At 69.3% G+C, this 12,573-nt stretch carries 9 protein-coding genes; 7 read left to right on the top strand and 2 right to left on the bottom strand.

The annotated features are described in order from the left end of the window. Nucleotides 1–40 precede the first annotated feature (40 nt). From gatC to gatB, 3 genes are read left to right on the top strand one after another with little or no spacing between them, the layout of a single operon-like run. On the top strand, nt 41–328 hold the full coding sequence (gatC, locus tag ACMVO5_RS08135) for an Asp-tRNA(Asn)/Glu-tRNA(Gln) amidotransferase subunit GatC (protein WP_416907020.1): 288 nt from the start codon (nt 41–43) through the stop codon (nt 326–328). Beyond that, a complete protein-coding gene (gene gatA, locus ACMVO5_RS08130; RefSeq protein ID WP_416907019.1) occupies nt 325–1,797 on the top strand; it encodes an Asp-tRNA(Asn)/Glu-tRNA(Gln) amidotransferase subunit GatA in 1,473 nt (490 codons plus the stop codon). The genes gatC and gatA overlap by 4 nt, the downstream gene beginning before the upstream one ends. After that, nucleotides 1,794–3,278: an Asp-tRNA(Asn)/Glu-tRNA(Gln) amidotransferase subunit GatB gene (gene gatB, locus ACMVO5_RS08125; protein ID WP_416907018.1), complete on the top strand. Its 1,485-nt coding sequence runs from the start codon at nt 1,794–1,796 to the stop codon at nt 3,276–3,278. The genes gatA and gatB overlap by 4 nt, the downstream gene beginning before the upstream one ends. A gap of 236 nt (nt 3,279–3,514) precedes the next feature. Here gatB and ACMVO5_RS08120 read toward each other — a convergent pair whose 3' ends face one another. After that, nucleotides 3,515–5,674, bottom strand: a complete 2,160-nt coding sequence (locus tag ACMVO5_RS08120; RefSeq protein WP_416907017.1) for a primosomal protein N' — start codon at nt 5,672–5,674, stop codon at nt 3,515–3,517. A gap of 57 nt (nt 5,675–5,731) precedes the next feature. Here ACMVO5_RS08120 and purB point away from each other — a divergent pair, with 57 nt between their 5' ends. Next, nucleotides 5,732–7,030, top strand: coding sequence for an adenylosuccinate lyase (gene purB / locus ACMVO5_RS08115; RefSeq protein ID WP_416909337.1), 1,299 nt, complete (start codon nt 5,732–5,734; stop codon nt 7,028–7,030). A 9-nt stretch (nt 7,031–7,039) separates the two neighbouring features. Here purB and ACMVO5_RS08110 read toward each other — a convergent pair whose 3' ends face one another. Then, nucleotides 7,040–8,512 (bottom strand): hypothetical protein, encoded by a 1,473-nt coding sequence (locus ACMVO5_RS08110; RefSeq protein ID WP_416907016.1) that lies wholly within the window; start codon nt 8,510–8,512, stop codon nt 7,040–7,042. Between the two features lie 96 nt (nt 8,513–8,608). On the opposite strand from ACMVO5_RS08110, the gene ACMVO5_RS08105 reads away from it, so the two are divergent. The 3 genes from ACMVO5_RS08105 to ACMVO5_RS08095 all read left to right on the top strand — a co-directional run bounded on the left by ACMVO5_RS08105 (nt 8,609) and on the right by ACMVO5_RS08095 (nt 12,572). Beyond that, on the top strand, nt 8,609–9,223 hold the full coding sequence (locus ACMVO5_RS08105) for a 2-hydroxychromene-2-carboxylate isomerase (RefSeq protein ID WP_416907015.1): 615 nt from the start codon (nt 8,609–8,611) through the stop codon (nt 9,221–9,223). After that, entirely contained in the window at nt 9,220–11,151 is a 1,932-nt protein-coding gene (locus ACMVO5_RS08100) for a hypothetical protein (protein ID WP_416907014.1), read from the top strand. Before ACMVO5_RS08105 ends, ACMVO5_RS08100 begins: the two co-directional genes overlap by 4 nt. A 158-nt stretch (nt 11,152–11,309) precedes the next feature. Beyond that, nucleotides 11,310–12,572, top strand: a complete 1,263-nt coding sequence (locus ACMVO5_RS08095) for a dicarboxylate/amino acid:cation symporter (RefSeq protein ID WP_416907013.1) — start codon at nt 11,310–11,312, stop codon at nt 12,570–12,572. Nucleotide 12,573 lies beyond the last annotated feature (1 nt).

Here is a 12,573-nt window from a genome sequence, read left to right as displayed (position 1 = left end):
ACCGCGCTCACATGACCCATGATTATCCAGAGTGCGCCTGATGTCGGTCGATGCCGCCACGGTCCGCAAGATCGCCCGCCTCGCCCGCATCGGCGTGGCTGAAACCGACATCGCCCCGCTCGCCAGCGAGCTCAGCGCCATCCTCGGCTGGGTCGAGCAGCTGGCCGAGGTCGATACCAGCGGCGTGCCGCCCATGGCCGCCGTCATGCCCAAGCCTCATGTCTGGCGCGAAGACGCCGTCACCGATGGCAACATCCGTGACGATGTGCTCGCCAATGCCCCCGAAGCGCTCTCCGGCTTCTTCGCCGTGCCCAAGGTGATCGAATGAGCCTCACCGACCTGACGCTGAGCCAGATGCGCGCCGGCCTCGCCGCGCGCGCGTTCAGCGCTGCCGAACTGGCCGAGGCACACATCGCCGCCGTCGCCGCCAACCGGCATCTGAACGCCTTCACCCTCGAGACCCCCGATCTCGCGCGCGCCCAGGCCGAAGCCGCCGACGCCGCGCTCAAGGCCGGCACCGCCGGCCCGCTCGCCGGCGTGCCCATCGGCATCAAGGATCTGTTCTGCACCAAGGGCGTCGAGACCACGGCCGCCAGCAACATCCTCAAGGGCTTCGTCCCCCCATACGAATCGACCGTCTCCGCCAAGCTGCTGGGTGCCGGCGCCGTCATGCTCGGCAAGCTCAATCTCGATGAATTCGCCATGGGCTCCTCCAACGAAACGAGTGCTGCGGGCCGCGTCATCTCGCCGTGGAAGGCCAGCGGGTCTGATGCCGAGCTGGTCCCCGGCGGCAGCTCGGGCGGCTCGGCCTCCGCAGTCGCTGCCCGTCTCGTCGCGGGCGCCACCGGTACCGATACCGGCGGCTCCATCCGCCAGCCCGCCGCCTTCACAGGCATCACCGGCATCAAGCCCACCTACGGCCGCTGCTCGCGCTACGGCATCATCGCCTTCGCCTCCTCGCTCGATCAGGCCGGCCCCATGGCCCGCACCGTCGAGGATTGCGCCCATCTGCTCGCCGTCATGTGCGGCCATGATCCGCGCGACACCACCTCGCTCGATCTCCCCGTCCCCGATTTCGCCGCCGCCCTGTCATCCGATCTCCGCGGCAAGACCATCGGCATCCCCCGCGAATACCGCATCGACGGCCTCGATCCCGTCATCGCCCGCCTCTGGGATGACGGCATCGCCATGCTCAGGCAAGCCGGCGCGAGCACGGTCGATGTCGCGCTCCCCCACACGAAATACGCGCTCCCCGCCTATTACATCATCGCCCCTGCCGAAGCCTCGTCCAACCTCGCCCGCTATGACGGCGTCCGCTACGGTGCCCGCGTCCTCCCCGAAGGCGCCAGCCTCTCCGACATGTATGAGGCCACCCGCGCCGCCGGCTTCGGCAAGGAAGTCCAGCGCCGCATCATGATCGGCACCTATGTGCTCTCCGCCGGCTTCTACGACGCCTATTACACCCAGGCGCAAAAGGTCCGCACCCTCATCGCCCGCGATTTCGAAGCCGCCTTCCAGTCGTGTGATCTGCTGCTCACCCCCACCGCCCCCAGCGCCGCCTTCGCCTTCGGCGCCAAGGCCGATCCGCTGGAGATGTATCTGAACGACGTCTTCACCGTCCCGTCCTCATTGGCCGGCCTGCCCGCCATGTCGGTCCCCGCCGGCCTCAGCGCCGATGGCCTGCCCTTGGGCCTCCAGCTCATCGGCCGCCCGCTCGAAGAGCAGACGGTGCTCAATGCCGGCCTCGCGCTCGAAAAGGCCGCCAATTTCACCGCCAAGCCCGGAACCGTCGCATGAGCTACACCGTCAAGGGCCAGACCGGAGACTGGGAGATCGTCGTCGGCCTCGAAGTCCACGCCCAGGTCACCGCGCGGGCCAAGCTCTTCTCGGGCGCCGCCACCGATTTCGGCGCCGAGCCGAACACGCAAGTGAGCCTTGTCGATGCCGCCATGCCGGGCATGCTCCCCGTCCTCAACGGCGAATGCGTCCGCCAGGCCGTGCGCACCGGCCTCGCACTCGGCGCCCAGATCAACCGCGTCAGCCGCTTTGACCGGAAGAATTATTTCTACGCCGATCTGCCGCAGGGCTACCAGATCAGCCAGCTCTATCACCCCATCGTCGGCGAAGGCGCGCTCGACATCATCCTCGAAGACGGCACCACCAAGTCGATCGGCATCGAACGCATCCACCTCGAACAGGATGCCGGCAAGTCGGTCCATGATCTCCACCCGGCCCGCTCCTTCGTCGATCTGAACCGCTCCGGCTGCGCGCTGATGGAAATCGTCTCCCGGCCCGACATCCGCTCACCCCACGAAGCCGGCGCCTATGTCGCGGCGCTCCGCCAGCTGCTCCGCTATGTCGGCAGCTGCGATGGCAATATGGACGAAGGCTCGATGCGCGCCGACGTCAACGTCAGCGTCCGGAAAGCCGGCCAGCCCTTCGGCACCCGCACCGAAACCAAAAACGTCAATTCGGTCCGCTTCATCATGGCCGCCGTCGAACATGAGGCCAGGCGCCAGGTCGAACTCCTCGAAGCCGGCGGCACCATCGTCCAGGAAACCCGCCTCTTCGACCCCGGCACCGGCACCACCCGCCCGATGCGCTCCAAGGAAGACGCGCACGACTACCGCTATTTCCCCGATCCCGACCTGCTGCCCGTCGAACTTAGCGAAGACTTCATCGACGCCGCCCGCGCCTCGCTCCCCGAACTCCCCGTCGCCAAGCGCGCCCGCTATACCGAAAACCTCGGCCTCACCCCCTATCTCGCCGAAGTCCTCACGGCCGAAAAAACCACCGCCAGCTGGTTCGAAACCCTGCTCACAGCGCTCGCCGCGCGCACGAAAAAGCCCGAAGCGACCCTCGCCAAAACCGCCGCCAACTGGGTCTCCTCCGAGCTGTTCGGCGCCCTCAAGCGCCTCGGCACCGAACTCGAAGACGCCCCCCTCACCCCCGATGCGGCCGCCGAACTCCTCGCCCTCGTCGATGACACCACCATCTCGAACAGCGCCGCCAAAACCGTCTTCGAAGCCATGCTCGAAACCGGCGACAGCGCCGCCAGCATCGTCGACGCCAAAGGCCTCCGCCAGGTCTCCGACACCGGCGCCATCGACACCAAAATCGCCGAAGTGCTGGCCGCCAACGCCGACAAGGTCGCCCAATACAAAGCCGGAAAAGAAGCCCTGTTCGGCTTCTTCGTCGGCCAGACCATGAAAGCCATGGCCGGCAAAGCCAACCCGGCGCTGGTCAACGAACGCCTCAAGGCCTTGCTGGCGGAGTAAAGGGCCTCCGGCGGCTGGGGCCTCAGGCCCCAGACCCCATTCGTGGCGCATCCCATAATTTCCGTCGCCCCGGACTTGATCCGGGGCCCAAGCGACTACGTTCGCCCCAAGCCCAGCGCCGCAGGCCATAAATGCGCGACCCGCGCAGCGCTGCCCTCCGAAATCCAGTCCCACCCCCACAAATTGGGTCTGGGGCCTGAGGCCCCAGCCGCCGGAGGCCCCTTCTGACCCCCCACTCAAACAAAAGAATAGGGGTCCACATCCACCGTCACCCGCACCCCGGCCGGCGGCGGCGCCGTGCCCAGCCAGTCGCGCAGCCAGGCAGACAGCGGCACGGTGCGCCGCGCGGTGACGAGCAGGCGAAAGCGGTAGCGGCCGCGCAGCATCGCCAGCGGGGCAGGGGCGGGGCCCAGCACCTGCACCCCCTCGCGCGGGCGGGCGGCGGCGGCGAGTGTGGCGGCGGCGGCGCGCGCCTTGCCCTCGTCTTCGGCGCTCACGATCAGCGCTGCCAGCCGCCCAAACGGCGGCAGCGTGAGGTCGCGGCGCGCGGCAGTTTCGTTCGCATAAAAGGCGGCGGCGTCGCCGTTCACCAGCGCCTGCATCAGCCGCGCCTGGGGCTGGTGCGTCTGCAGCATCACGCGGCCCGGCTTGGCCCCGCGCCCGGCCCGCCCGGCCACCTGCGCAATCTGGGCAAAGGTCCGCTCGCTCGCCCGAAGGTCGCCGCCCGAGAGCCCGAGGTCGGCGTCGATCACCCCGACAAGCGTGAGCTCGGGAAAATGAAACCCCTTGGTCACCAGCTGCGTGCCGATCAATATGTCGATCTCCCGTGCCTCCACGCTGGCCACCAGCGCCGCCGCCCGCGCCGGCGATGTGATCGTGTCCGATGTCACCAGCGCCACCCGCGCCTCGGGCCAAAGCGCCGCCACTTCCTCGGCAATCCGCTCCACCCCCGGCCCGCAGGCCACCAGCGCGTCCGCCTCGCCGCATGACGGGCAGGCCGGCGGCACCGACATCTCATGCCCGCAGTGATGGCAGGCCAGCCGGTGCAGCAGCCGATGCTCCACCATCCAGGCGGTGCAATTGGGGCAGTTGATCCGCTCGCCGCAGGCGCGGCACAGCGTCAGCGGCGCATAGCCCCGCCGGTTGAGAAACAGCAGCGCCTGCTCGCCCCGCGCCAGCGTGTCGGTGATGGCGCTGGCCAGCGGCGGCGCGATCCAGCGCCCGCGCGGCGGCGGGGTGCGGCGCAGGTCGAGCGTCTCGATCGCCGGCATCTCCGCCCCGCCATAGCGCGCCGGCAGCATCAGGTGCCGATAGGTGCCGCGCTCGGCCTGCACCCGCGTCTCGATCGCCGGCGTCGCGCTCGCCAGAACCACCGCCGCGCCCTCGAATTGCGCCCGCATCACCGCCACGTCACGCGCGTGATAATGCACGCCCTCTTCCTGCTTGAAGCTCGTCTCATGCGCTTCATCCACCACCGTCAGCCGCAGGTCAGCAAAGGGCAGAAACAACGCCGAGCGCGCCCCCACCACCAGCCGAGCCCGGCCATCGGCAATGGCCGCATAAGCCGCCCGCCGCGCGCTCGTCTTCAGGTCCGAATGCCAGGCCAGCGGCGCCGCCCCAAAGCGCGCCTCCAGCCGTTTCATGAACGCCGCGGTCAGCGCAATCTCGGGCAGCAGCACCAGCGCCTGCCCCCCCGTCCGCAGTGCGGCGGCAATCGCCTCCGCATAAACCTCGGTCTTCCCCGATCCCGTTACCCCTTCGAGCAGAAACGGCGCAAACCCCCCGGCATCCACCGCCCCCACAAGCGCCGCCGCCGCCTCAGCCTGCCCCGCCTCCAGCCGCGGCGGCGCAAAGTCAGCGTCGGGCGGCGGCGGCAGGTCGCCCGCGCTCACCGTCTCGCCCGCCAGCGCGCCGGCATTCACCAGCCCGCGAATCACCGCGTCCGAAACATCCGCCGCCCGCGCCAGATCGCTCACCGTGCCGCTGCGCCCGGCCAGCCGGTCCATCGCCCGCGCCCGCTCCGGCGTCATCCGCGCGGGCAGGGTGCCCGACAGCCGATATTCCACCACCTGGCGCTCGCCCATCAGCGCCACCTGCGGCAACACCATGCGCAGCACGCTCGCCAGCGGCGCCAGATAATAGTCCGACACCCATTCGCACAGCCGCCGCAGCGGCGCAGAGAGCGGCGGCACCGGCAGCACGCCCCTCACCGCGCGCAGCCCCTTGCCCTTGAAAGCCGGCCCCTCCAGCCCGTCCCACACCACACCCGTCACCGTGCGCGGCCCCAGCGGCACCTGCACCGGCTGGCCGGCTGCCAGCACAAGGCCCTCGGGCACGGCATAGTCCAGCGGCCCGAGGCCCGCCTGCATCACCACCACCCGAACCTGCGCCGCCATGCCCCACGATACGCAGCCCGCTTGACCCGCCGCAAGCCCGCCTCTACCCGCATCGCCATGATCCCCCGCTATTCCCGCCCCGAAATGACCGCGCTCTGGGAGCCGCAGACCCGCTTCCAGATCTGGTTCGAAATCGAAGCCCATGCCACCGACGCGCTGGCCGAACTCGGCGTCGTCCCCAAGGCCGCAGCCGAGGCGATCTGGGCCAAGGGCGGCTTCGATATCGACCGCATCGACGAGATCGAGCGCGAGACCAAGCACGACGTCATCGCCTTCCTCACCTCGGTCGCCGAACATGTCGGCGAGCCCGCCCGCTTCCTCCATCAGGGCCTGACTAGTTCCGACGTGCTCGACACCTGCCTCGCCGTGCAGCTCGCCCGCGCCGCCGATATCCTCCTGTCTGACATCGACGCGCTGCTCGCCGCCCTCAAGACCCGCGCCATGGAGCACAAACACAGCGTCTGCATCGGCCGCAGCCACGGCATCCATGCCGAGCCGGTCACCTTCGGCCTCAAGATGGCGCAGGCCTATGCCGAGTTCAGCCGCAACCGCGCCCGCCTCGTCGCCGCCCGCGCCGACATCGCCACCTGCGCCATCTCGGGCGCAGTGGGCACCTTCGCCAATGTCGACCCCCGCGTCGAAGCCCATGTCGCCGAAAAGCTGGGCCTCACCCCCGAGCCGGTCAGCACCCAGGTCATCCCGCGTGACCGTCACGCCATGTTCTTCGCCACGCTCGCGGTCATCGCCAGCTCGGTCGAGCGTCTCGCCACCGAAATCCGCCACCTCCAGCGCACCGAAGTTCTGGAGGCCGAGGAATATTTCTCGCCGGGTCAGAAGGGCAGCAGCGCCATGCCCCACAAGCGCAACCCGGTGCTCACCGAAAACCTCACCGGCCTCGCCCGTCTTGTGCGCGGTATGTCCTTGCCAGCCATGGAAAATGTCGCGCTCTGGCATGAGCGTGATATCTCCCATTCGAGCGTCGAGCGGATGATCGGGCCAGACGCCACCATCACCCTCGATTTCGCCCTCGCCCGCCTTACCGGCGTCATCGAAAAGCTCGTTGTCTACCCCGAGCGGATGCTGAAAAACCTCAACAAGATGGGCGGCCTTATCCACAGCCAGCGCGTCCTCCTCGCCCTCACCCAAGCCGGCGCGTCCCGCGAAGACGCCTACCGTTTGGTCCAGCGCAACGCCATGAAGGTCTGGGATGCCGACGGCGCGCTCCAGCTTCAGGCCCTGCTCGAAGCCGATCCCGACGTCACCGCCTATCTCAGCCCCGCACAGATCGCCGAAAACTTCGACCTCGGCTACCACCTCAAGCAGGTCGACACGATCTTCCAGCGCGTCTTCGGCTGACGCAGCCACTCAACGCGGCGGGCTGACCGCCTTCGGCAAGTCCCGCCCCGCCGCCTCAAACGCCGCCTTCACATCCGCCCGCGCCTTCAGCGCCCGCATCGCCGCCCGCGCCTGCAGATCGGTCGCGCCGTCATGGCTGGCAATCAGGAAGGGCTGTAATTCCCAAAGCATATCCGTGCGTTGCTGCGGATCTTGCAGCGCCGACACAACCAGCGCCGCCGCCTCATCCAGCCGGTCGAGGCAGATCAGCGCCATCAGCGCGGCGCGCCGGTTCTCCCCCTTTTCCGCCATCAGCGCCGTCGCCGCTCCCGCCGCCGCCGCGCCCTCGCCGCGCGCCGCCAGCGCACAGGCGCGCGCCGCGTCAATGAACAGCCGCCCCGAGGGGGACGCCAGCGCTTCATGGGTGCGCGCATAGTCCGCCGCCGCCAGCGCCGCCTCCGGCCGGTCGAGTGCGACCGCAAACAGCGCCCGGGCAATGATCGGCCCGATCAGGTCCGGCCTCCCCTCCAGCCGGCTTTCCGCCAGCGCATCATAGCGCGCCAGCGCCTCCTCCTCGCGGCCGAAATGCGCCAGCAGCTGCGCCTCCAGCGCCACCAGCCACAGGTCCTGATTGCTCAGCGCATCAAGCGCCGCGCCTTCAAGCCCCGCCGCCTGCGCCACCTTCAGCGCCTCCGCCTCGCGCGCCGCCAGGTTCAGCGCCTGCGCATAAAGCCGCCGCGCGCCAAGGTCGTCGGGTGCCGCCTCAAAGCGCGCCCGCGCCCGCGCCACATCGGCCGCGCTCGCCGTCCGCGCGCCCGGCCCCAGCCGCGCCTCCACATCGCGCCACAGCGCCGCATAGCGCCGGTCAATGCCCATGCGCAGCAGCATATTGGGCGAAACGATCTCGCCCAGCATCGCCCGCGCCTCATCCCCCCGCTCGCGCGCCAACAATCCGCCAATCACCTGCATCCGCAGCCCGTCGAGCGTGTCGTCGTCGCCGCCCTCGCCGGTCCAGCCCGCCGTCACCAGCGCAAAATCCAGGTCAAAAGCGCGCGCCTCGTCCTTCGCCAGCCCAGCCCTCACCCGCCCCACAAGTGCGGTTGGCAGCCCTTCCAGCTCGCCCCGGTCGCTCGCCGCCAGCAGCACCAGCGTCTCCGCCGCCGCCGCCGGGTCATCGGTCAGCGCCCTGAGCTTGAACAGCATCGCCAGCAGCGGCGCGGGCGGCGCCGGCGCACTCGCCACCGCCACCTCGATCGCCGCCCGCGCCTCCGGAAGCCGCCCCATCTCGGCCAGAATGAACCCGCGCAGCCGCTCGATCGCCCCGCGCTCGCGCGGCAGCTCGGCCTCGGCCAGCGCTGCATCCAGCCGCGCCAGCGCCGCCTCGGCCTGCCCCTGCTGCAACAGCGCCAGCCCCTCGCTGACGCCTGCGGGCACGTCCGCCTCCACCTGCGCCGCCGCCGGCACCGCCAGCACCATCAACATCGCCAGAAAAAACATTCTCATGCCCCCAACTGTGGCCCGCCCGCTCCCGCTGCGCAATGGGGGGACTGGTCAGCCGCCCCCGCGCGCGGCAAGCTGCCCCACCACAGGAGACCGCCCATGGCCAACGTCGACTTCTTCTTCGATTGCTCCAGCCCCTGGACCTATCTTGCCTTCGACGCGCTGCTCGAAGCGCAGTCGCAAGACGGCTTCGACATCGCCTGGCACCCCTTCCTCGTCGGCGCCGTGTTCAACACCGTCAACCCGTCCGTCTACCAGATGCGCGAAAAGCCCATCGTCCCCAAGGCGCGTTATTACACCAAAGACCTCCACGACTGGATCCGCCGCTCGGGGCTCGCCATCCGCTGGACCCCCAGCATCTTCCCCATCAATTCCGCCCGCGCCATGCGCGCCGCCCTCGTCGCCGATGACGCCGGCCAATGCGCCCCCTATGCCCGCCGCATCTTCGAGCTCTACTGGGGCGAAGACAGAGACATCGCCGACCCCGCCATCATCGCCGAAGCCCTCAAAGCAGCCGGCCTCGATCCCCAAGCCGCCCTCGCTGAAGCCGATGGCGAAGCCCGCCGCGCCCAGCTCAAGGCCAACACCGAAGAGCTCATCGCCCGCGGCGGCTTCGGCACCCCCACCTTCTACGTCGGCGACGACATGTATTTCGGCCAGGACCGCCTCATCCTCGTCCGCGAAGCACTCGCCCGTCAGGGGCACCAGGCATGAGCCAGCAGGACTGCGATATCGTCATGCGCGGCGGCATCACCTCGGGCCTTGTCTATCCCGCCGCGCTGGCCGCCCTCGCCCCGCACTGGCGCTTCCGCAACATCGGCGGGGCGTCTGCCGGCGCCATCGCCGCCGGCGTCCTCGCTGCGGCCGAACATGGCCGCCGCTCGGGCAAAAACTCGCAGGCGTTCGACCTGATCGCCGCCATCCCGGCGCAGATGTCCGGCGGCCGGATGCGCCAGCTGTTCCCGGCAAGCCGCGGCCTTGAGCCGGTGATGGCGCTGGTGTGGCAGTGGCTGGCGGCGCGCAAGGCGGGCACGACGCCGCTGCGTTTCGCCCTTTCGCGCCTTGCCACGCTGTCCCGCCTGCCGTTCCTGTCCGCGCTCGCCATCGCCGTCATGATGTCGCTCGTCGGCTGGTCCTTCGGCGCGCTGGGGGCCGGGCTCGGCTGGGCGTTCTTCGTCTTCACCCTTGCCTTCATCCTGCTCATCGCCGCCGAACTTTCAACGCTCGTCGATGCCGTCTCCGGGCTCCACAAGGCCTTTCTGCGTGCCGGCCTCGGTCTCAGCAGCGGGTCCGTGCAGCGCTGGCAGGCCAATCCGCCGGGCCTCGACAATCTGCAGGCCGAAGGCGGCTTTGCCGACTGGATACATGCCCTCATCCAGCGCGCCGCCGGCCGCGCAGACGGCGATGCCCCGCTCACCATCGGCGATCTCTGGACCACCGACCGACCCGATCAGGCCCCCGATGCCTGGGATGAAGCGCGCGACATCGACCTGCTGCTCACCACCACCAATCTCAGCCAGGCCATCCCCGCCAGCTTCCCCTTCCTCGAGCGCACCGGCACAATGCTGTTCTTCCGCGAAGATGATCTGCGCGCCGTGCTGCCCGGCGCCATTGTCGATCATCTCATCGCCGTCGCCGACAAGCGCCACGCCCATGAGCATGACGGGCAGCGCTATCACCGGCTGCCGCTGCCGCAGCAATTGCCGGTGGCGCTCGGCGTCCGCCTCTCGCTCAGCTTCCCCGGCCTGATCAGCGCCGTGCGGCTGTTCGCGGCCACCCGCATCAAGGGCGGCAAGCCCGACGGCGCGCTCGATCCGCTCTGGTTTTCCGACGGCGGCATCACCTCCAATTTCCCGGTCACGGTGTTCGACGCGCCGCTGCCCAGCCGCCCCACCTTCTGCATCAACCTCGCCGACATCGAGGAAGCGCGCTGGGGCACCAACGCCGATCCGGTGGTCGATCTCGCCGAAGACAATTCAGACGGCCTCACCGTCCCCCTCCAGGCCGCCCCCACCGCCGGCGTGCTGCGCTTTGTCACCAGCATCGTCGGGGCGGCGCGCAACGGCCGTGAAAACGAGCTTCTCGCCATGGCCGGCCAGCGTGACCGGATCGTCAGCATCCTCCTCGATCCCCAGTCGCAAGGCGGCCTCAACCTCGACATGGACGAAGCCACCATCGCCCAACTCAACGACGCGGGTAAGGAAGCCGCCGCGCGCCTCAATACCCGCTTCGCCGCCACCGATGCGCCGGCGCCGGGCTGGACCAATCACCGCTGGGTGCGCCTGCGCTCAACGCTGGCGGCCATCGAGGCGCTGTCGGTCAGCTACGCGCGCGGCTGGCGCCGGGTCGATGGGCAGGGCCTCAGCTTCGCTGGCCATGAGGCAAAGCTCAGCGTCAGCAAGGCCCCGGCCTATCGCTTTGCCGACAAGGCGGCGCATGAGGCCGCGCTGCACTGGGCCGGCACGATCGCCACCAGCTTCGCCGCCCTCGAAAAAGCCCAGCCCGGCTGGCCGGAGCAAAGCCTGATGAACGGCAGCCGCAACAGGAACGACGCGCTGTCACGCACCCGCCACGCCGCGCCCCGCCCCGGCGCCCGCCTCGCCCTGCAGCCCAACCCCGGCCGCGATCCCCACAAGGGTTAGCAATCATCTGCGGCTAGCAATCATCTGCGCCCCGGCAAGCGGCCGGGCCGGGCGGTTGCTTGACAAGGTTGCGGCCTCCCCGCAATCCTCGAAGCCGCAACCCGGGGGACAATGGAGATGATCGTGGGGCCGGCCGAGCGCGGCTTGATGAGGCAACCATGACAGCCTCATCAGCGCCCGCGCGCTCGCCAAAAATCCTGCTGTCGCTGGTGGTCGGGCTGGTGCTGGGCGCGCTGGTCGGCGTGCTGCTGCCAACGGTCGGCGCCGGCTTCGAAATCTTCGGCCTCGCCTTTGTTCAGGCGATCAAGATGATCGTCATCCCGCTGATCTTTTCCGCAGTCACCCTCGCCAGCTACCGTCTCGGTGCCAGCGCCGCGAGCATGGGGCGGCTCAGCCTGCTGGCATTCGGCTGGTTCTTCTTCGCCACCTTCGTCGCCGCCATGATCGGCCTCACGCTCGACCGGATCGTCCAGCCCGGCCTCGGCGCCCAGCTTCAGGCGAGCGGCGATGCCGCAGTCAACGCGGTGCAGGTCAACTGGCGGGATTTCTGGCTCGGCCTCATCCCCAGCAACATCATCGCCGCCATGGCGGCACAAAAGATCCTGCCCACGCTCATCTTCGCCGTGCTGTTCGGCGTCTCGCTCGCCTCGATCGGGCCAGACAAGGCGCGGCCCATCGTGGCGCTGCTCGAATCGCTGTTCGAAGCCATTTTCCGCCTCACCGGCTGGATCGTCCGGCTGGCGCCGTTCGCCGTCTTCGCCGTCGCCGCCTGGTTCGCCGCCACCCAGAGCTTCGCGGTGGTGGTCGCGCTCGGCAAGCTCGTCGCCCTCATGTATCTCGGCATGGTCATCGTCCTTGCGCTCTGCATCGCGGCGCTGGCGCTGCTCGGCCGCGGCTCGCCGGATTTCCTGCGGCGCATGGTGCCGCCCGTGCTGCTCGGCTTCGCCACCCGCTCGTCCGAGGTCGCCTTGCCGCTGCACATGGAAAAGCTGGTCGAGGCAGGCATCGACAGGCGCATCGTCTCGACCGTCTTGCCGCTCGGTTACAGCTTCAATCTCGATGGTGCCGCGCTCTACATGGGGCTGATGGTGCCGTTCCTGGCCGAAGCCTATGGCATGACCCTCGACCTCGCGGCGCTGGCGACGATCCTCGTCACCATCCTCATCGCCAGCAAGGGCATCGCCAATGTCCCCGGCGGCTCGATGGTCGCGGCCGCCGGCGTCGTCCTCGGTCTCGGCCTGCCGGCCGAAGCGGTGGCGATCATGGCCGGCGTCGACATCTTCCTCGATATGGGCCGCACCGCCGTCAACGTCTTCGGCAACACCTGCGCCGCCGCCTTTGTCGATCGCTTCGTCACCCTTGAAGACGAAAGCCCCGAAGCGCGCGCCCGGCCCGTCGCCGCCGACAGCCCGGCGCTCTAGC

Source organism: Polymorphobacter sp., assembly GCF_048007885.1.
In the GTDB taxonomy this organism is placed as follows: Bacteria; Pseudomonadota; Alphaproteobacteria; order Sphingomonadales; family Sphingomonadaceae; genus Sandarakinorhabdus.
The sequence above is the reverse complement of the archived record's forward strand: the minus strand, read 5'-3'. Positions and strand labels throughout refer to the sequence as shown.